19 protein-coding genes are annotated in these 19402 nt (G+C 46.6%); 13 read left to right on the top strand and 6 right to left on the bottom strand.

Annotation, left to right across the window (positions count from 1 at the left end; genetic code table 11):
* Positions 1–277: 277 nt before the first annotated feature.
* The 4 genes from IEW26_RS10280 (at position 278) to IEW26_RS10265 (ending at position 4788) form a co-directional block, all read left to right on the top strand.
* Entirely contained in the window at positions 278–1048 is a 771-nt protein-coding gene (locus IEW26_RS10280; protein ID WP_188592301.1) for an ABC transporter ATP-binding protein, read from the top strand.
* The gene (locus tag IEW26_RS10275) at positions 1023–2984 is read left to right on the top strand and encodes an FtsX-like permease family protein (protein WP_188592300.1); all 1962 of its coding nucleotides are present in this window, start codon (positions 1023–1025) and stop codon (positions 2982–2984) included. Before IEW26_RS10280 ends, IEW26_RS10275 begins: the two co-directional genes overlap by 26 nt.
* 208 nt (positions 2985–3192) lie before the next feature.
* Positions 3193–4275 carry an AI-2E family transporter gene (locus IEW26_RS10270; RefSeq protein ID WP_188592299.1) on the top strand — a complete coding sequence of 361 codons (1083 nt, stop codon included), beginning with the start codon at positions 3193–3195 and terminating at the stop codon, positions 4273–4275.
* Positions 4276–4392: 117 nt separating this feature from the next.
* A complete protein-coding gene (locus IEW26_RS10265; protein WP_111273420.1) occupies positions 4393–4788 on the top strand; it encodes an Asp23/Gls24 family envelope stress response protein in 396 nt (131 codons plus the stop codon).
* Positions 4789–4855: 67 nt separating this feature from the next.
* Here IEW26_RS10265 and IEW26_RS10260 read toward each other — a convergent pair whose 3' ends face one another.
* On the bottom strand, positions 4856–5692 hold the full coding sequence (locus IEW26_RS10260) for an AraC family transcriptional regulator (protein ID WP_188592298.1): 837 nt from the start codon (positions 5690–5692) through the stop codon (positions 4856–4858).
* Positions 5693–5904: 212 nt separating this feature from the next.
* On the opposite strand from IEW26_RS10260, the gene IEW26_RS10255 reads away from it, so the two are divergent.
* The 4 genes from IEW26_RS10255 to IEW26_RS10240 all read left to right on the top strand — a co-directional run bounded on the left by IEW26_RS10255 (position 5905) and on the right by IEW26_RS10240 (position 10433).
* Complete coding sequence (locus IEW26_RS10255) at positions 5905–6909, top strand: aldo/keto reductase (protein WP_188592297.1); 1005 nt, start codon at positions 5905–5907, stop codon at positions 6907–6909.
* 158 nt (positions 6910–7067) lie between these two features.
* The gene (locus tag IEW26_RS10250) at positions 7068–7436 is read left to right on the top strand and encodes a cupin (protein WP_188592296.1); all 369 of its coding nucleotides are present in this window, start codon (positions 7068–7070) and stop codon (positions 7434–7436) included.
* Between the two features lie 102 nt (positions 7437–7538).
* Positions 7539–9152 (top strand): acetate--CoA ligase, encoded by a 1614-nt coding sequence (locus IEW26_RS10245; RefSeq protein WP_188592295.1) that lies wholly within the window; start codon positions 7539–7541, stop codon positions 9150–9152.
* Positions 9153–9188: 36 nt separating this feature from the next.
* Positions 9189–10433, top strand: coding sequence for an aminopeptidase (locus tag IEW26_RS10240; RefSeq protein ID WP_111273425.1), 1245 nt, complete (start codon positions 9189–9191; stop codon positions 10431–10433).
* Positions 10434–10593: 160 nt separating this feature from the next.
* On the opposite strand, the gene IEW26_RS10235 is transcribed toward IEW26_RS10240, so the two are convergent.
* The gene (locus IEW26_RS10235) at positions 10594–11070 is read right to left on the bottom strand and encodes an AraC family transcriptional regulator (RefSeq protein WP_229729769.1); all 477 of its coding nucleotides are present in this window, start codon (positions 11068–11070) and stop codon (positions 10594–10596) included.
* 234 nt (positions 11071–11304) lie between these two features.
* On the opposite strand from IEW26_RS10235, the gene IEW26_RS10230 reads away from it, so the two are divergent.
* Positions 11305–12477, top strand: coding sequence for a leucine-rich repeat domain-containing protein (locus IEW26_RS10230; RefSeq protein ID WP_188592294.1), 1173 nt, complete (start codon positions 11305–11307; stop codon positions 12475–12477).
* Between the two features lie 223 nt (positions 12478–12700).
* Here IEW26_RS10230 and IEW26_RS10225 read toward each other — a convergent pair whose 3' ends face one another.
* Entirely contained in the window at positions 12701–13333 is a 633-nt protein-coding gene (locus tag IEW26_RS10225) for a nitroreductase family protein (protein WP_188592293.1), read from the bottom strand.
* A 141-nt stretch (positions 13334–13474) separates the two neighbouring features.
* On the opposite strand from IEW26_RS10225, the gene IEW26_RS10220 reads away from it, so the two are divergent.
* Positions 13475–13714 (top strand): hypothetical protein, encoded by a 240-nt coding sequence (locus IEW26_RS10220; protein WP_188592292.1) that lies wholly within the window; start codon positions 13475–13477, stop codon positions 13712–13714.
* 128 nt (positions 13715–13842) lie between these two features.
* Here IEW26_RS10220 and IEW26_RS10215 read toward each other — a convergent pair whose 3' ends face one another.
* Complete coding sequence (locus IEW26_RS10215) at positions 13843–14619, bottom strand: M15 family metallopeptidase (protein ID WP_188592291.1); 777 nt, start codon at positions 14617–14619, stop codon at positions 13843–13845.
* Between the two features lie 323 nt (positions 14620–14942).
* On the opposite strand from IEW26_RS10215, the gene IEW26_RS30575 reads away from it, so the two are divergent.
* Complete coding sequence (locus tag IEW26_RS30575; RefSeq protein WP_268237036.1) at positions 14943–15071, top strand: hypothetical protein; 129 nt, start codon at positions 14943–14945, stop codon at positions 15069–15071.
* A 199-nt stretch (positions 15072–15270) separates the two neighbouring features.
* On the opposite strand, the gene IEW26_RS10210 is transcribed toward IEW26_RS30575, so the two are convergent.
* Positions 15271–15633, bottom strand: coding sequence for an iron-sulfur cluster biosynthesis family protein (locus tag IEW26_RS10210; protein ID WP_188592290.1), 363 nt, complete (start codon positions 15631–15633; stop codon positions 15271–15273).
* Positions 15634–15863: 230 nt separating this feature from the next.
* Here IEW26_RS10210 and IEW26_RS10205 point away from each other — a divergent pair, with 230 nt between their 5' ends.
* Positions 15864–16472, top strand: coding sequence for a DUF1349 domain-containing protein (locus IEW26_RS10205; RefSeq protein ID WP_145402520.1), 609 nt, complete (start codon positions 15864–15866; stop codon positions 16470–16472).
* 491 nt (positions 16473–16963) lie between these two features.
* Here the strand turns inward: IEW26_RS10205 and IEW26_RS10200 are convergent, their stop codons facing one another.
* Positions 16964–17434 (bottom strand): SET domain-containing protein, encoded by a 471-nt coding sequence (locus IEW26_RS10200; protein ID WP_145402519.1) that lies wholly within the window; start codon positions 17432–17434, stop codon positions 16964–16966.
* 188 nt (positions 17435–17622) lie between these two features.
* Here IEW26_RS10200 and IEW26_RS10195 point away from each other — a divergent pair, with 188 nt between their 5' ends.
* Positions 17623–19179 (top strand): ABC-F family ATP-binding cassette domain-containing protein, encoded by a 1557-nt coding sequence (locus tag IEW26_RS10195; protein ID WP_188592289.1) that lies wholly within the window; start codon positions 17623–17625, stop codon positions 19177–19179.
* The last annotated feature ends 223 nt before the right edge of the window (positions 19180–19402 follow it).

Below are 19402 nucleotides of genomic sequence, written 5' to 3'. Positions count from 1 at the left end.
TCGAATGGACGTCTTCGGCTATGCTGGTGAAGGCGTCTTTGTTGTGTTTCTGGGCAGCAGGTGTCGTTATATAATTCAGTCCAACCTTACAACATTGTCATGTTGGTGAAAGGTTAAGCCATAGGAGAATGAACCGGGCATCAGGTAAACTGGAGTCAGAAGTTGTGGTGAACCCCATTGAAATATGAGCGAATACGAGAAGGGCAGTCACCAGAGGCAAAAGAGAGAAAGTAACGAGAATGAAGAGAGAAAGTAAAGAGATAAAGGAGTTGTACGTATGGAAATATGCTCTGTCACACAGATCAGCAAAATTTATAAAGGAATCGTATCCTATGAGGCCTTGTCAGGGATTGACCTCAGCATTCAGGAAGGGGAATTCGTAGGCATTATGGGGCCATCGGGCAGTGGCAAAACGACGCTGCTGAACATGATCTCAACTATAGATCATCCCACCTCGGGAGAACTGCGGATTGCTGGACAGAATCCGTTTGACCTGAATTCAGATCAGCTTGCATTGTTCCGGCGCAGAGAATTAGGCTTTGTTTTTCAATCCTTCAATCTGCTCAATACGTTGACGGTGAAGGAAAACATTATGCTTCCCTTAACATTGGACGGTGTTTCCGTTCGGGAGATGAACGCGAGGGTGTCAGAGCTGGCGGCCAAGCTTGGCATCGAAGGTATTCTGGATAAACGGACGTATGAAATCTCGGGCGGGCAGGCACAGCGTACAGCGATAGCCCGAGCTTTAGTTCACTCTCCCAAGCTGATTCTGGCGGATGAGCCAACAGGTAATCTGGATTCCAAAGCGGCCAAGGACGTGATGGAAATACTGGAGCGGCGCAATCGGGAAGATCAGGCCACCATGCTGCTGGTAACACATGATGCTGTCGCAGCCAGCTATTGCAGTCGAGTCGTCTTTATTAAGGATGGCAAGTTATACAATGAGATTCATTACGGAGATAACCGGGCGGCTTTTTATCAGAAAATTATAAATGTGCTGTCCCTGATGGGAGGCTCTGGACATGAATTTTCGCCAGTTCGCCATTAACAATGTCGTTCGGAACAAACGGATTTATCTGGCTCATTTTCTGAGCAGCACGTTTTCGGTGATGATCTTTTTTATCTATGCCCTGTTGTTATTTCATCCTGATCTGAAGGATGGTTTGAAGGGCTCCTCACAGACGGTGACGGTGCTTGCCAATCAAGGTCTGATGATTGCCGAGATCATTATTTTCATATTTTCCTTCCTGTTTCTGCTGTATTCGGTCGGTTCGTTTCTAAAGACTCGGAAGAAGGAATTTGGTATTTTCCTGATGCTGGGTATGACCCGGAGACAGATGAATCGGCTTTTGTTTATGGAAAACATGTGTATTGGCATAGCTTCGATCGTAGCGGGCATCGGGCTTGGCCTGATTTTCGGCAAGCTTGTTTTGTTAATCTGCGGTTCCATGCTGGCTGTAGAGAACAGTCTGAGATTTTATTTTCCACTAAAAGGCATCGTTCTGACCGCAGGGGCATTTCTGCTGCTCTTTGTGATTATTGCATTATGCTCATCGCTGCTGATCCGCAAGGGGACGTTAATCGAGCTCGTGAAATCGGAGGAAAAACCGAAGCCTGAACCTAAGGCATCACGCTTGCTTTCGCTGCTCTCGGTTGTATTAATTGGTGGAGGATACACAGGGGTATTTATTTTTGCCTGGGGTTCGTATATTTTCCCTTTGCTTTTTGGCAGTGTGCTTAGTGTCATTGCAGGTACGTATCTATTGTTTACACAGCTTAGCGTGTATGTCATTCGGGCACTGAAAAGGAATGAAGGGTTATTTTTACGTAAAACCAATCTGCTCCTTCTGTCCGAGCTTACGTATCGCATGAAGGATAACGCGGTAATGTTTTTCATGGTCAGTGTCATCTCTGCCTCGGCGTTTACGGGCATCGGCAGCATGCTGACTATAGGTGATCCAAGGCTGTCTTCCATGACCAATCCGTATGCGTTTACCTATGTGAATTCAGGCGATACGGATTCAGCTGTCGTTGATCGTCATATGCGTAAGATTGAAGAGACGCTCGTTGATCATGAAGTTCCTTATGTGAAAGGCAGTTACCAGTTGCTTTATGAGAACAATAACAACTACATCATAAAACTGAGTGAATATAATCGTCTTGCCAAAGCACTCGGTTATGAAGAAAGGGTGCTGGATCGCAATGATCTGGCGTTTAATACAGCACCCAATATTGCTGCACGCAAAAAACTGTTAGATACAAAAGAGGACAGTTACCCATACTCCGCTGATTTGTATGTTGGTGAACAGCATGCACAAGTGCAGATGCTGCCACCGGCAACCGATATTGTGATTCCGATTGATAGTGAGACTGGTGTCTACATTGTTTCTGATGACATGTATTCAAAAATTCGAGAGGCATATATTGCAGAGATCGGGATGGATGTTGATTTTTACTCCAATCAGACCACATTTTTTGTAGTAAAAGACTGGATGACGACACGCAGTTTTGCTCCGGAATTGCTTGATTCAATTCAAAAGGACCCTCCGGAAAAGGGATATGTTGACTTCAGTTCTCTAGTCGTAGACTGGCTGAATAACAAACAGACCAATGGCATTATTCTGATTGTCAGCGGTTTGATCGGTATTGTTTTCTTCACCTTTGCTGCAAGCTTCACCTATTTCAGGCTGTATGCCGACCTGGAGCGGGATGAGGCGCAGTATCGTATGATTGGTAAAATGGGGCTTAGTCGGCTTGAGCTGCGCAAAATCGTAACAAGACAGCTCGTGCTCATGTTTTTCCTGCCGCTTCTGGTGGCATTGATTCACAGCTCGGTGGCATTTGCGGCGCTCTATCAGCTGGTTCAGTTCTCTGTTCTGGAACACAGCCTTCAAATTTTTATGGTGTTTGTCTCGATGCAGATTATCTTCTTTGCACTGGTACGCTGGCGCTATCTGCGTCATATGTATTCGAAGCTGGTGTGAAGCTGCTGTGTAAAGTAGAATTTAACTTATGCGTTTCACGCTTTTTAACAGCCTTGGCCGGCAGGTCGGGGCTTCTTTTTATTTTTAAGTAAGAAAGATTTAAGATAGAGGGGGATAGTAGGAATGGAGGGATCTGATATATAGTAATAATAATAATAGAGAGAATAATGATTCATAGAAGAGGAACAGAGATGTGGAGGGGAAACGATTGTTTAAAGGCAATTCTTTTGTCAGGTTCAGTATTGCACTGGCCCTAGTATTGGTTAATATCTATTTATTATCCCGAGTGAGCTTTATCTTTCAGCCGCTGGTTACGATGGTGACTGTGATTACCGTGCCGATGATGTTATCTGTATTTTTTTATTATTTGCTGCGGCCGCTCGTGAATTACATGGAAAAGTTAAAATATCTCAATCGTACATTAAGTATTCTGCTGATCTACATCGTGGCGGTTATGCTGGGTGTAGCATTTATCGTAGGCTTGTGGCCGTCTCTGCGGGAGCAGCTGGTGAATCTGGTGGAGAACGCTCCAAATCTGCTGCATTCCCTTAGTCTGCAATTGCAACAATTGGAGCAGAACGGAGCGATTCAAGCGCTGTTTCCGAATGGCTCTACTCCATTGTCCCAGGTTACAGAGTATGTGAATAAGGGCTTTACGTTTGTAACCAACTATGTGAGCGGATTTATTTCGCTGATTTCCAGCTTTGCGATCATCCTGTTCACTTTTCCGATTATTCTTTTCTACATGCTGAAGCAGGACAGGCTCTTCGGTCGCAGACTGATCAACATCGCTCCCAAACGCTTTCAGAAAGACAGCCGCGAAGTGGTCCTTGAGATTGATCAGGCCCTGAGTGGATTTATAGTGGGTCGCGTGCTCGTCAATCTGGCCTTGGGTGTGCTGATGTACATTGGCTTTTTGTTTATTGGCCTGCCATATGCCCTGCTGCTTACCGTGGTGGCGGTCATTATGAACTTTGTGCCGTTTATTGGAGCCATCGTCTCCTCTATCCCGATCGTCATCATGGGTCTGGTCGTATCGCCATCGGTTGCCCTCTGGTCACTGGTTATCATTCTAGTGTCCCAGCAGATTCAGGATAATCTCGTTGCGCCATACGTATTCGGTAAACAGCTGGATATCCACCCGCTGACAACGATTATTCTTGTTCTCGGTGCCGGGGATTTGGGCGGAATTATCGCGATTCTCATTATTATTCCGGTATATATGATTGTGAAAATCGTGCTGGTTCGAATCTATCAGATGTTCTTTAAGGAAAAGTGGCAGAATGCATAGTGTGCATCTTAGACCCGATAGAGGGCAGAAATGTAACTGCGCGCAAACCGTGGTAGAATAGAAGAGACAGTATCCATGCCTGCCAATTAAATGAATAGATCATAAGGAGATGAGCTTATGTCTGAAATTATCGAAACAAATGCTCCGGAAGCGGAATATATTGCACCTCCAGCTCAGCTGGGAACGATTCATATTTCCAATGATGTCGTGTCCAAAATTGTAGCGATGGCTGCACAGACGACGGAAGGTGTATCCTCCATGTCTGTCGGCTTGACGGAAGGGCTTGCCAAAAGCATCAGCGGCAAAAGCATGCAAAAAGGGATTGACGTACATATTCAAAATGACGAAGCGTCGATTCAACTGCGCATTAATGTGCAGTATGGCCGCAAAATGCATGAAGTGTGCCACGACCTGCAGCACAATGTACAGCAGGCCGTAGAGCAGCTGGCAGGTGTGATGGTAAAAGAGGTTAAAGTGCAGGTTGTCGGCATTGCTATGCCTGACAATGTGTAAACGTGTCATTGGTTTTGACTACGTGTAAATGTGTTCCATTTCAAGCAGCAGCTTCTTTGTAGATAACCTACAGAGAAGCTGCTGCTTTCTTTTTGCGATAATGGGTTGGAGCTTCGCCCATAACCTTTTTGAACATTTTGGAGAAAAGAAGCTGGTCTGTATAACCGACGGAACGTGCGATATCACCGATGCTAAGGTTCAGATCCATCGTTAATTCGGCTGCTCTGCGCATGCGGTAATGTACAAGATAAGATTGGATGCTGCTTCCGATCTGATCCTTGAAGAGTGAGCATAAATAACTGCGCTGTAAACCGATATGCGAAGCAATGGATTGAACCGTGATTGCGTTGGCATAGTTCATTTCAATAAAATCCATCACCTGTGTAACGTATAAGTCTTTGCCATGCTCTGCAGCGGGCTGCAAATTTTCGTTATGCGCGTGATCGATCAGAATAGCGAAAAACTGATACAGCCATCCCGTCAGGCTGATCTCCCAGCCCTTGTGGGTTGTGCGGGAATGAATGATTCGGTGCAGACAAGAGCGCATCTCATCGTCTTCGTCACCAAGATCAAAGATCGGCTGCTGCTCAGTTAAACAAGCCTGCTCCAGAAAGGAAGAGCTATGAGTGCCATGAAAGGCAACCCAGCTGTACTCCCACGGATCATGCAGATCGGCCTGATAATGAACGACCGAGTGGGGCACGATCAGGAAACCCTGGCCCTTGCGTAGATGATAGGTCGTACCTGCTACTTCAAACGTGCCTTTACCGTTCAATACATAGTGAATTTTATAATAATCTCGCATGGCTGGGCCGAAGTGGTGGCCAGGGGTGCAAGCCTCTGTTCCATAATGAAGCAGCTGCAGCTCCTGAAAATGAGTGTTCTTGAACATATACGTAATCACGAGGTTCACTCCTGTATGTGAGAGTTGATTCTTGCATTTTAACATATATGATTGTCAGAGTGGTGCTTTATTTAAAGACTAAATCAGATGATAACGATCATTTTTCTATATCATTGTAGCGATAAACCATATCGTTCCCCAGGCAAAATGACTAAGATAAAGGGGTGTCAACGGATCAACCAACCTTACAGAAAAGAAAAGAGTGAATAACGATGCCCTATATTGCAAGTGAACAACGATATGATGACATGAATTATGCACGCTCAGGGAAGTCCGGCATTAAACTGCCGCAGATCGCGCTCGGCTTATGGCAGAATTTTGGCGGCAACCGCACGCTGGATATTCAGGAAGAGATGATTTTACGTGCATTCGATCTGGGCATTACCCATTTTGATCTGGCGAACAACTATGGTCCGCCCCCGGGCTCAGCGGAAGAGAACTTCGGTGTGATCTATCACAAACATCTGCGTCCTTACCGGGATGAGCTGCTGATCTCTTCCAAAGCAGGATATCATATGTGGAGCGGCCCTTATGGCGAGTGGGGTTCCCGCAAAAATCTGATTGCCAGTCTGGATCAAAGCCTGCGGCGTATGGGACTGGACTATGTCGATATTTTCTATCATCACCGTCCGGACCCGGAGACACCGCTGGAAGAAACGATGACGGCACTGGATCATATCGTACGACAGGGGAAAGCGCTGTATGTGGGCTTGTCCAACTATAATGCAGAGCAGACCCGGGAAGCGGTGACGATTCTGCGTCGTCTGGGCACACCCTGTCTCGTTCATCAGCCGAACTATTCAATGTTGAATCGCTGGATCGAGGACGGGTTGCAGGATGTGCTGCAAGAGCATGGTGTAGGCTCCATTGCCTTCTGTCCGCTGGGGCGCGGGCAGCTAACGAATAAATATGTCGACAAGATCAAGGCGGAACGAGCGAACCCAACAGGTAATCTGAAAACAGAATCGTATACCGATGAACGCATCGCCAAATTCGAAGCGCTGCAGGCGGTGGCAGAACGGAGAGAACAGACGATTTCCCAGCTTGCACTCAACTGGGTGCTGAGAGGGAATCGGGTAACGTCTGCGTTAATCGGAGCCAGCCGGGTCTCTCAGATTGAAGAAAATGTAGCCGCACTCAAGGCTCCTGAACTCACGGCCGAAGAGCTGAACGATATCGAAGCTGCCTTGGTTGGAATCGGTAATTATCCTTGGTAATTGAATAGTGAAAGCAACGAGCACCTTTTCTTTGGGAGAAGAGGTGCTATTTTTGTGTTTTATTTTAAACGGAGGAAGGAGGCAGGATGAAGAACTGGCGCTGGTGCCGGATTATATTTATACTGGAATAATTCGTCACTGGAGAGGGGAACGTTGTAATGCAGATCTATCGTTTTGATCAGGAGAGCGGCAAACACATCACGAGATTTGATTCTGATTTTGTGATGTCTCGTATCATTCAGACGAGTGAGAACGCACATGTAGGCTGTATGCATCTGCCGGTTAATGGTGTTGTCGGGTACCATGAGGCGGTCTGCCCGCAGCTGATGGTAATCGTGTCGGGAGCAGGACAAGTCAGAAGCGGGCACAACTCGGCTGTACATGTGAAGGCAGGAGAAGCTGTTTTCTGGGAAAAAGGGGAATGGCATGAAACCGAATCGGAGACGGGCTTGACGGCGATTATAATTGAGAGCGAGGTGCTAACACCTTCCGCATATATGCCAGTAAGAACTGTTGATTCTGAATGAGTTCGTGAAACAGACCGTTCTCCCTTTTATAAAAAAAGTTATGTTGTTCATAGTACCTGGTCCTAGGATTTAATGTATAATATAAAGATGCTATATATTTGAATGACAAAGGAGAGGCTCCATGTGAATTTTGAACAATGGATTTCGCCTGAAACCTATAACCTGACATCCGAGATGGAGAATCACCCGCCAGACCGGATTGCACTTAGATGGCTCAGCGATCAGCAGGAAGTGGAAGAAATTACGTACGGTGAATTGTTGAAACAGGCTAACCGTCTGGCCGGAGGGCTGAGTGAGCTTGGACTGGTGAAAGGTGATCGGGTGCTGGTCATGGTACCGCGCCGTATCATTGCCTATGTCATATACATTGCTTGCTTGAAGCTGGGCATTGCGGTCATTCCGTCATCCGAGATGCTGCGTGCCAAGGATTTGGAGTACCGTTTGCGGCATTCATCCGCTCGTGCAGTGATCGTATGGTCTGAAACAACAGCTGAAGTGGAAAAAATGGATTCCGATCTGCCAACGCTTGCGCATCGCATCGTTGCATCTCCAAACGGAGACTACAACGTACCAGGGGCAGACTGGGTTAACGTGCATCAGTTGATGCAGAACCAACCGGAAGAGATGACCGCTGTTCAGACACATCGTGATGATATGGCTATTCTGGCGTATACGTCGGGCACAACGGGTAATCCGAAAGGTGTTGTGCACAGTCACGGCTGGGGGTATGCTCACCTGCGAATTGCATCGTCATTATGGCTGGACATCCAGCCGTCGGATACCGTATGGGCAACAGCAGCACCTGGTTGGCAAAAATGGATCTGGAGCCCGTTCCTGTCCGTGCTAGGCAGAGGAGCTACAGGTCTGGTATACAACGGCTCATTCCAGCCGAAGCGTTATCTGGAGCTGATGCAGGAGCATCAGATTAACGTGCTTTGTTGCACACCAACGGAATATCGTCTGATGGCCAAGACGGATGATCTTGGACATTATGATCTATCCCATCTGCGCAGCGCGGTATCTGCGGGAGAACCGCTCAATCAGGAAGTGATTGAGATATTCCAGCGACATTTCGATCTCACGATTCGGGATGGTTACGGGCAGACGGAAAGCACGCTGTTAATCGGCAGCCTGAAGGATGCGCCTGTGCGTATCGGTTCGATGGGTCAGTCGATTACACCGGGCCTGATCGAGATTATTGGCGAGCATGGTCAGCCGCTGCCTGCGGGTGAGGTTGGAGATATTGCAGTGCATAGGGACATGCCAGCCCTGTTCCGTGCGTATTATCAGGATGAAGGACGCAAGGAAGCGAATCAGCGCGGTGAATATTTTGTCACAGGTGACCGGGCGAGCAAAGACGAGGAAGGGTACTTCTGGTTTGAGGGCCGCAGTGATGATATTATCATCAGCTCGGGGTACACCATTGGTCCGTTCGAGGTAGAGGAGGCACTGATGAAACATGCCAGCGTGAAGGAATGTGCCGTCGTGGCGAGTCCGGATGAGATTCGCGGCAATGTTGTCAAAGCTTTCGTTGTGCTGAGAGACGCGTCCCAGGCTTCGCCGGAGCTTGCACATGAGCTGCAAAGACATGTGAAGGAATGGACCGCACCCTATAAATATCCGCGTAAAATTGAATTTGTGTCGGATCTGCCCAAGACCAATTCAGGCAAAATCCGCCGTATAGAACTTCGTGAGCAAGAAAAACGCAACGCATAGCATATAGAATCTAATTCAAGCAGGAGTGAATAACATATGAGTTCATTTGAGCAGTCTTTTGCAAAATCACTGGAGCAATACGCTGAACTGGTGGTCAGAGTAGGTGTCAATATTCAGAAGGGACAAGACCTGCTGGTGACAGCTCCTGTAGAAACACTGGAATTTACCCGTCTGGTTGTTGAAAAGGCGTACGCTGCGGGAGCGAATTATGTACAGGTCGATCTGGAAGACGACACAATTACACGCAGCCGGTTTGAACATGGATCGGACGACAGCTTTGACTATTATCCTGCCTGGAAGGGTGACATGATGGAACGGTTCGCCGAAGCTGGCGGGGCTACGCTGACGATCAAAGTGCCGGACCCGGACCTGTACAATGGCATCGAAGCCACCAAAGTGTCACGTGCCACCAAAGCAGCAGCAGAAGCGCGCAAAGGATATGCCAAGTACACACGCAACCATGAGATCAGCTGGTGTCTGATCAAGGCGCCAACGAAGGCGTGGGCGAACAAAGTATTTGCCGATATTCCTGAAGAGGATCGCATTCGTGTGATGTGGGATACCATTTTCAAGATGAATCGTGTGGATGGCGGGGATGCTGTACAGAACTGGAGAGAGCATCTGGAGACCCTGACCAAGATGAGTGAATTGCTGAATCAGAAAAATTACAAGAGCCTGCACTATCGCGCACCAGGAACCGATCTGAAAATTGAACTGGTGCACAACCATATCTGGGGCGGCGGCGGAAGTGAAAACAAACAAGGCGTATATACGGTAGCAAACATGCCGACCGAAGAGGTATTTACGATGCCTAAGCGCAGCGGTGTGAACGGTTATGTGAGCAGCACCATGCCACTGAACCTGAACGGGCAGCTGGTCGATCAGATGCGTATTACGTTTAAGGATGGTCAGGTTGTTGCATACACAGCGGCTTCAGGTGAAGAGCATTTGAAAAATCTGTTTGCCACAGATGAAGGTGCACGTTATTTGGGCGAGGTGGCACTGGTACCGCATGATTCCCCGATCTCCAATCTGAACCGTATTTTCTACAATACCGGCATTGACGAAAATGCATCCTGCCATCTGGCGGTTGGAAGTGCCTATCCGTTTAATATGAAGGATGGTACAACGATGTCCAATGAGGAATTGCTGAAACATGAATGCAATGTCAGTCTCACACATGTCGATTTCATGATTGGTTCTGCGGAGCTGGATATCGACGGAGAGTTGCAGGACGGCACGATTGAACCGGTATTCCGCAAAGGGAACTGGGCATTTTAAGGAATGACGATAGGAAAGTGACTTCGAATTCGAAGTCACTTTTTTGCTATCTTGATTTTCTAGCTTGCATACGGAATGGAGTGGATGTCATCTAATGAATGAGAAAGATATCCCATTATGCGTAATCCTCAAGTGAGCAGATCTTTTTTTGGTAAAAGTATCAATTCATTGTTATAGGAATACAAAGCTCACATAGATGCTGATCCAGCAGATGTGCACGATATCTCTCGATTATCGGTTTACGATCCATCTGAATTCCCTTTTCATGCACATGTAAAATGATCTCATTCCAGGCATCCCGAATGCCTTCAGCCGTGTGCGGAACGATGCAGATCAAGTAACGCCCTCCGGCAAAGGTGCCTATGTGAATGGCGGGGTCGTTTTCGTTTTTGAAATGATAATCATGGTCAAGCACAATACAAGCATCATACCGGCAGTGCTGCGGGGGTGTTGATGATGGATCATCCTGAGGAATACCAAGCAATGTTGCCTGTGCGTCAAGCAACTGATTTCGATCTGCCCATTGTTTGAGTTTTTCCATCGCCTCACGATTGGAGGGTCCATATGGCCCAACTTGTCGCACATAAGCGATTGTGGCGGAGGCAATCTGTCCAACAACCATCTCGTTCAGACTCATAAATATCATCCCTTTTTATGTTAATTGGCTTACTTGATGAATGCTAACATGTTATAAAAATATTTGCATAATCTTTTTTTGACAAAGTAGATCAAACCATGGTGAATAAGGCGAATGTAACACCAAATTGATCATTCCGTATCATTGAAAACCGCTGTTCTGGCCCATAGAATAGAATGTACAGACAAGCGTTAATGCGAATGGATAAGAAGTGCGGGGGAGGAGATTTGGCCGATGAGCAGTGATATCACAAGTGCCTTTACAGATGAGCATTTCAGGCAGTACATATTAGAACAGTTTTGTAACGACCGAGGATATATTCAGGAACAGGACGTCTGTGAGGTACATACGTTAGAGCTTCCCAAAGTGGATATAAGTAGTCTTGATGGCATTGAATATTTCCGTGAGCTTAACGTGCTGGATTGCTCATATAACGCGTTGACGGGCTTAAATATGAAACATAATCTGCGTTTGACAACGTTATTATGCAGAGAAAATCAGCTGCTTGAGCTGTACCTTCAGTCCAATGAGGAGCTGGAGGTGATGGATTGCTCCTTTAATCGACTGCGTAAACTGGATTTGTCACAGAATAACAAGCTGGAGTCGCTTGAATGCCACTGGAACCAGCTGTCTAACCTGGACGCAACTGCTTTGAAGCAGCTCCAGAGACTTGCGTGCAGCTATAATACCCTTTTCTCGCTGGACGTAACGAGTAACCACCTGCTGGTGCACCTGGATTGTGCGAACAATGAGCTGATGCAGCTTGACGTAACAGGGTGTCCTGTTTTGCTTGAGCTGCGCTGTCACCATAACCATCTCAAAAGCTTGGATCTGAGCGGCAATCCGCTGCTGGAAAGCCTGCGCTGCTTCAACAATCATATCCGCGAGCTCGACTTGCGTCACAATACGGAATTAGCAGAGCTTTACTGCTCTGAAAATAAACTGAAATCGCTTGATGTCAGCCATAACGGCAAGCTGGAGAGCATTCACATTCATTATGGGGATAATCTGATCGTTGAGCCCGATCATGAAGTTCAGGGGATGGGAACATTTCATTATGATAACGAAATGACCCTGTACTATATGGATTGGCAGGAGGAGGGACGGGAACTCCGTGTTACTGCCGAGATTGAGACCAAATCATCTATGGAGGCATTGTGTCCTTATATCGAAGCCGCATGGAAGCAGTGGCCAGAGTTGCGCGAACGTGCACTTCATGTCATCGGTAAGGCTAATCCCGATGAAGATGTAAGTGAGCTTGTGTTTGCTGATGCAGTATTTCAAGCGGATGGAAGTCTGAGGCTTGGCTTTGATGCAGGGGAAACACCTGGTGGACAGCTCTGTATCTACGTGGAATTTGATGAGCAGCTTGAGCTTTCAGATGAATTAATCTACGAAATGTATTGAGCAGAGAGTTCGCGGAGCAGAATGGAGATCACATTAAGGTTCGCATAGGATGAGACTCTTCATTCTCAGCACATTTTCATGCAGGTGTAGAGGAAGATGCAGAATTTGAAGCAGCAGCAAAAGTAGTCGGATATGTTAGTTGGATGTAACGCCAAAAAAAGCCACGGTTACGTGGCTTTTCTTATCGATTATTCAAAATAACTTGATTCACTCACATCATCATTTACTCAGCGTTCATTTTATTAAAGCTGACATATTCGTGAATCGGCTTGCGGTATCCGCGAGGGCGCTGCTTGGCTTCCGACTTTTTGCCTATGGTGATCAGCATTGCCGGTACGTAATGGTCAGGAATGTTGAGGCTCCGCTGAAGCTCCTCGGCGTCAAAACCAATCATTGGACAGGTATCCCAGCCCCGATCCTGTGCGATCAGCATGAATTGCATAGCCGACAGGCTGGCGTTGCGGATTGCATCCTCACGTTGGAAAAATCGGCCGCGCGTTTCATAGAATTCCGTCACACTTTGGGATTCCTGCTCATATTGGAATGGTGTCAGTGCACCCAGATTGAGCAGTCCCTCGTTGATGGTCCGAATATGATGATGAGCGTTAACATCACCAAGCACCACGATCACTGCGGACGCCGTTTTCACTTTATATTGCTGGGAAGCTTCATATACCTTGTCCTTCTGATCTGCATCGGTCAAGACAAGGTAGTGTGTATGCTGCAAATTAAATGCAGACGGAGCAAATTTATTCAATGCAAACATGTCTTCCAGTTCCGATTCTGAAATTTCAATGCCTTCTTCAAAAATAACAGCTGATCTACGATTTTTAATTAACTGATCCAGTTCGCTCATGGTTGTTTCCCTCACTTATGTATAATTTGCTTGTTCCTAAAGTGAATATAGCATACTTAATTACTTTATGTAAGTATTATTTTTGAATAAGACAAGATGTGCTCGCCATACGCTAGAAATAAAAAACAGCCGAGGTGAGTCATGGAATCATTGGTTCGCAGATTCAAGTCAGCATGGAATCATCAAGAATTTCGCGTATATGTAATCGAATCCTCTGCCGTTAAACGGTTTCTCGTAGTGGAATTCATACTGAGTTATCTTGTATACAAAATGGCCTTTTATGTGTGCCATAACGATTTGCTCGCAGGAGCAAGTACGTGGGCGGGAACCGAAGGTGTCAAACGGCTTCCGATGTTATTCCGGCGTATTGCCGGAGTTTAAATCGGAATTGGAAAGGGGGCAGTAATACCCCCTCTTCCTGATTTCTTTTCCATATTTCCAAGAGTGTCTGGTAGCCAGCTGACATGAAATCAATCACATAAATGCCTGCAAAGAGCAGCGATCATTTCTTATTTTCCCCGTTCCAGATACTGCTCCAGTGTTAATTTCTGACTGGTAATCTCCCCTGCAATGTACACCCCTACGTAACGGACATGCCACGGTTCATAAGAGTAGCCGGTTAATTTCTCCTGATCCTTGCCATAACGGATAATAAAACCGTATTTGTGGGCATTGGCTTTCAGCCATCTGCCTTCTTTGGTATTGCCGAAGCTCTGCTGCAGGTCATAGCCTGCTGATGCGCTGGAAATATCCATCGCAAGCCCGGTTTGATGCTCACTCTGCCCGGGGCGGGCACTGGTTTTATTGGCTACAGCTTCACCTTTAATGCTGGCATTGCGGTCAAAAATTGATTTTTGGGTAGCGTATGAACGATAACCGGATACGGCCTTGATATCAATGCCATCCTTTTTAGCCGCAGCAAACAGCTTCTCTATAGCCGATGCAGCGACTTTACGCATTTGCTTTTTCGGACTGGAGCCGGAGAAGCTGAATGGAATGTTCGGTACAACCAGATCCTTAGGTTCATAGGTGGATGGCAGGTTTCTTTTTTTATTCACAAGCACAACCGTGCTGGAGAGATTGGTTACGGTAGCCACACCTTTGCTGTTCGTGGTGACGGTACGGCTTGGTGCATTGTCATGCAGAAATTGTGAGAAGCTTGAGCTTGCGGCTGAAGCCACCGGAATAAGGGAATGATTCATTGGAAGTGCCGTAAAAGCTGTGCCTGCAAGCACAGAGCCGATCAGCATCGTGGATATGATGGATTTACGAGTAAATGATGACATGTTGGATGTTCCTCCTTGGAATATATCAATCTATAAACCAAGTATACTTGAGGAATATATCCATAGGTTTTCCGAATGTTTCCGACTTGTAAACAAATACAGCAGAGTGAGGTTGCAAAAAAAGCCTAACGATTCCCAGAGGCGCTATTTGCCGCTTTTTACGTGTTCTGAAATTCTAACGATCCCTGGAGAGCTTATTTGGGGAAAATAGCTCTGTTTTCAATTGCGAAAGCAGTTTTGAAACGAAATAACGTTACTGTGAATCGTTAGATGTTCAATCGGTTTATTTTCGGCTAAATAAGGCTTCTGGAGATCGTTAGAATTTGGACGAGTTGGGCCCGGTGTGGGATTCCAGTGTAGATGTTGTAGATGCTGTTATTATAACTGGTGAAGGTAATATTACGGTTATGGTGACTAACGCCGATGTAGATGTAAATGTAAATGTAGCCTAGATATAGTTATAGAAATTAGGTACATACAGATATAGAAATAGATACAGATAATGTTAGCGATGCCGGTGCAATTTAGTGATGCATGAAAGGTAGGAACAGGTACGTTATGGTGCATTAAAAAGAAGAAACTAGGTCGGTTAATGGTGCGTGAACATTAGAGATTGGTGCATGAAAAGCAGGTAATACCTGCTGGTTCTATTTACAGCATACAAGCGTCAGAAGCACTTGCAGTTCCGACAGCGGCCGCACGGGCATCACGAAGTCTGAGATTGCTGCTGATCACACCGGAATCACTGCTCAATGTGTAGGCTGAATAGTTTGCCTGTGCATCCAGCTTCATGCTGGATTCGAGATTGAGCTGGTGCTTGGGGTCCACGTAGAACGGAACAAGATTCGTTTCAATTTGCTCATCCAGCGCAGCCGGTTCATCTACAATAAGCAGCACGACAATACCGTTGCATCCGCAGCCTTCCATATCGTAAAATACTTTGAAATATCCGGGCTGATCGTTCAAGCTCTCCGTTAAACGTTGAGCAGCCAGATCTGTAATTTGAATATGCATATCATTTCACTCCTCTATTGATGAACATTGTAGTCAGTTGGAAAATAAATGTTGCTTCTAGTGGTATTATACCACTTTATCGAAAGTGAAAACATTGTTCACTCTTTCATAGTCTGAAGGCGAGGTGTTCCGTCAAATATGCCTGAAAGTACGAGGGAAGTACACCAGAGATGTCGAATAGATTATACAAGCACGTATACATACACTAGAAGAAAGGGTGGAACAACACGATGTCATCCAATTTTGTTCAGCTTCATCAAGGGAAATGGACAACCGAGCCGGTTCATACCCGGCATGACGGAGAATGCTTGCTTGTACAGGCGCAGGAGGGTAGCGATTTTTGGGAAGAGACGTTTTACGGCTTCTGCCATCGGAATGGACATGCGATGCTTGCTCCTTGGGATGGTTCAGAGGCAGTGGAGGTATCGTTTGATCTGAGTTCCTTTACGGAGCTATATGATCAGGCAGGTTTGATGTTGTGGCACGCAGAGCATCAGTGGATCAAAGCCGGGGTTGAAGTGAATGATGGTGTTGTACATGTTGGAGCTGTAGTTACAGACCAGTTTTCCGATTGGTCGCTGTCTCCTGTACCGGAGTGGGGAGGACGGATTGTAACGATTCGCGCTTCGTACCATCAGGAGTCCGTTGTCATTCGTGCGCGGACGGATGAGCATCCATGGCGTACGATACGTGTGGCCAGATTTGCTTATCCTGAGCACAAGCAGGCAGGACCATTCCTTTGCTCGCCCAAACGAGCGGGGTTTGAGGTTGCTTTTACAAGATGGGCCTATACTGCACCTGATGAAGACCTGCATACCGATCCACCGACTTGTGATTAAGGGCGTGTCTTGAAACCTGCTGAGGTTCATCTTTTATCCCCTTTCCGCCTCAGCTTACGTCCCTTTACCTTGACGTGCCCCGGCACGCCTGCGGAAAAGCGGGAAAATTCCTTGTTTGGAACGGAAATTCGGTAGAATTAGCTTTCTTCAGCGTTTTCAGACATGCCCTAAAGACAGGTTTGATGTCCTGGAGAAAATGAAATCCTGCGGCTCAAGGAAAAGAAGCGGAAACGTTGCGATTTCCACCAATGATTGAATGGTATTCCAAGGGATGTTGATGAATTTCCATGCAGATAAAGCAACGAATTTCAAAAGACTCCCCACGCCACGCAGAAAAAGAAGCAAGTTTCCCTGGGAAACTTGCTTCTTTTCGTACCATTCGTACAATGCACTTGAGTGGCGTGTATAAGTGGATACATGTGGATCATGTGCGTATCAGCTATCAAGTTCAAGTATGAGTTTCTTTTGCTACCTATCCTTACACTTCCCGGTTACTTCTTCCCGGAGTCTTCATCCGGTTGTTCGCTCTTAGTCGACGCCTCTGCTGCTTCCTGCTCCTGCATCTCCCGCATACGTTCTTCATAATCATCCAGGAACCACAGCGGGTCCATGTTATCTTCTTCACCGTTATAGTTGATGAGAATTTCCTCACCAGCCTTGATATCGGTATAGGCATAGAAATCAAAGGTGTGATTTTCAAAATTAATATCGTACGTGGCGTTAGGCTCATACGAGTGGTTGATCAAGCTGCCGTAACCGAGCAGGATGGCGGTATGGTTGGCACCGTATTCGAAAACGTAATCCTCCAGAATGGTTTTCTCAATATGCTCATGATCTTCATTCGGATAAGGCACAACGGGTGCCTGGTGGATTAACTGGCCTTTGGCAATATCAACTGTGGCGAACACCCCGCGGTTAAATTCACCACCGTCGCCCAGCCTGGACTGTCTTACTTCAATCATCGCATTCACCTGATGCTCTCACGGAGAGCTCCGTTCTATATAGTGGTTGTATTTCAGCTAAGGCAAAATTTTACCTTATACGCAGGCATAAGGCAAATGTAACTATTTTAAAATAGGGCGTTGAGTTGTGCGGGAGATAACGCTTATAATATACAAAGAATTAAGTCTATATAGAAAAGGTGCCATGAATGAGTATATTAAATGTAGAAAAATTAAGTCACGGTTTTGGTGACCGTGCTATCTTTAACGACGTTTCATTCCGCCTCTTAAAAGGCGAACACATTGGTCTGATCGGGGCGAATGGAGAAGGTAAATCCACCTTCATGAACATTATTACAGGCAAGCTGCAGCCGGACGAGGGGAAAGTGGAATGGTCCAAACGGATGCGTGTCGGTTATCTCGACCAGCATGCGGTGCTGAGCAAGGGACAATCGATTCGCGATGTACTGCGCAGTGCATTCCAGTACCTGTTCGACATGGAGCAGGAAATGAACGAAATGTATGGCAAAATGGGCGATGTTACGCCTGAAGAGCTGGAGCAACTGCTGGAGGACGTTGGTACCATTCAGGATACACTGACCAACCAGGATTTTTACATGATTGATGCCAAGGTCGATGAAACCGCGCGTGGTCTGGGCTTGACCGATATCGGTCTGGATAAAGACGTCAACGATTTGAGCGGTGGACAGCGGACCAAGGTTCTGCTCGCCAAGCTTTTGCTGGAAAAACCGGATATCCTGCTCCTGGACGAGCCGACCAACTATCTGGATGAACAGCACATTGAGTGGCTGAAGCGTTATTTGCAGGAATATGAGAATGCCTTCATTCTGATCTCACACGACATTCCATTCCTCAACAGCGTAATCAACCTCATCTACCATATGGAAAATCAGGACCTGACCCGTTATGTGGGTGACTACAACCACTTCCAGGAAGTATATGAGATGAAGAAGCAGCAGCTGGAGTCGGCGTACAAGCGTCAACAGCAAGAGATTGCCGATCTGAAAGACTTCGTAGCGCGGAACAAAGCCAGCGTAGCGACCCGCAACATGGCGATGTCCAGACAGAAAAAGCTAGACAAGATGGATGTTATCGAACTGGCCAAAGAAAAACCGAAGCCGCAGTTCAACTTCCGTGATGCCAGAACATCCGGCAAGCTTATTTTCGAAACCAAAGGTCTTGTGATCGGATATAACGAGCCGCTGTCCAGACCGCTTGATCTTCGTATGGAGCGCGGGCAGAAGATTGCACTTGTCGGTGCCAACGGTATCGGTAAAACAACATTGATGCGCAGCATCCTGGGTGAAATTCAGCCTTTGGAAGGAAGCGTTCAACGCGGTGAAAACCTTGAAATCGGTTATTTCCAGCAGGAGATGAAGGACGCGAACTACAATACTTGTATTGAAGAAATCTGGCAGGAGTTCCCTTCCTATACCCAGTTTGAAGTACGTGCCGCTCTTGCGAAATGTGGACTTACGACCAAACACATTGAGAGCAAGGTTGCTGTACTCAGCGGCGGAGAGAAAGCCAAAGTACGTCTGTGCAAGCTGATCAACAACGAAACTAACCTGCTGGTGCTGGATGAGCCGACAAACCACCTGGATGTCGATGCGAAGGATGAGCTGAAGCGTGCACTGCAGGCGTACAAAGGCAGCATCCTGCTGATCTCGCACGAACCGGAATTTTATCGCGATGTCGTGACAGACATCTGGAACTGTGAGTCGTGGACAACCAAAGTATTCTAATCGGGCAAGCGGTTGAGCAAAAAAGCAGCTTAGCAAAAGTATAAGTAGGTTTAGCGAAAATAAAACTGCTAAAAAAATAGCTATATTATAACGAGGACGCGTATTTTACTTGCTAACAGCAGGTGCAATACGCGTTTTTTGTCGCATCCACGTGAAGCGCTAAATAGGACAAAAGAATGGTTGACAGTCTGAAAAGCAAACGATATTCTATCTTTAGAAAGCG

The sequence above is a fragment of the Paenibacillus silvae genome, assembly GCF_014639235.1.
Taxonomy (GTDB): domain Bacteria; phylum Bacillota; class Bacilli; order Paenibacillales; family Paenibacillaceae; genus Paenibacillus; species Paenibacillus silvae.
This window is presented reverse-complemented; position numbering and strand designations above follow the sequence as displayed.

Excerpts from the sequence above, each read along its gene's own strand:
- IEW26_RS10280 (WP_188592301.1), top strand. The coding sequence starts at position 278 with ATGGAAATATGCTCTGTCACACAGATCAGCAAAATTTATAAAGGAATC.
- IEW26_RS10275 (WP_188592300.1), top strand. The coding sequence starts at position 1,023 with ATGAATTTTCGCCAGTTCGCCATTAACAATGTCGTTCGGAACAAACGG.
- IEW26_RS10265 (WP_111273420.1), top strand. The coding sequence starts at position 4,393 with ATGTCTGAAATTATCGAAACAAATGCTCCGGAAGCGGAATATATTGCA.
- IEW26_RS10255 (WP_188592297.1), top strand. The coding sequence starts at position 5,905 with ATGCCCTATATTGCAAGTGAACAACGATATGATGACATGAATTATGCA.
- IEW26_RS10250 (WP_188592296.1), top strand. The coding sequence starts at position 7,068 with ATGCAGATCTATCGTTTTGATCAGGAGAGCGGCAAACACATCACGAGA.
- IEW26_RS10245 (WP_188592295.1), top strand. The coding sequence starts at position 7,539 with ATGACAAAGGAGAGGCTCCATGTGAATTTTGAACAATGGATTTCGCCT.
- IEW26_RS10240 (WP_111273425.1), top strand. The coding sequence starts at position 9,189 with ATGAGTTCATTTGAGCAGTCTTTTGCAAAATCACTGGAGCAATACGCT.
- IEW26_RS10235 (WP_229729769.1), bottom strand. The coding sequence starts at position 11,070 with ATGAGTCTGAACGAGATGGTTGTTGGACAGATTGCCTCCGCCACAATC.
- IEW26_RS10230 (WP_188592294.1), top strand. The coding sequence starts at position 11,305 with ATGAGCAGTGATATCACAAGTGCCTTTACAGATGAGCATTTCAGGCAG.
- IEW26_RS10225 (WP_188592293.1), bottom strand. The coding sequence starts at position 13,333 with ATGAGCGAACTGGATCAGTTAATTAAAAATCGTAGATCAGCTGTTATT.
- IEW26_RS10220 (WP_188592292.1), top strand. The coding sequence starts at position 13,475 with ATGGAATCATTGGTTCGCAGATTCAAGTCAGCATGGAATCATCAAGAA.
- IEW26_RS10215 (WP_188592291.1), bottom strand. The coding sequence starts at position 14,619 with ATGTCATCATTTACTCGTAAATCCATCATATCCACGATGCTGATCGGC.
- IEW26_RS10210 (WP_188592290.1), bottom strand. The coding sequence starts at position 15,633 with ATGCATATTCAAATTACAGATCTGGCTGCTCAACGTTTAACGGAGAGC.
- IEW26_RS10205 (WP_145402520.1), top strand. The coding sequence starts at position 15,864 with ATGTCATCCAATTTTGTTCAGCTTCATCAAGGGAAATGGACAACCGAG.
- IEW26_RS10200 (WP_145402519.1), bottom strand. The coding sequence starts at position 17,434 with ATGATTGAAGTAAGACAGTCCAGGCTGGGCGACGGTGGTGAATTTAAC.
- IEW26_RS10195 (WP_188592289.1), top strand. The coding sequence starts at position 17,623 with ATGAGTATATTAAATGTAGAAAAATTAAGTCACGGTTTTGGTGACCGT.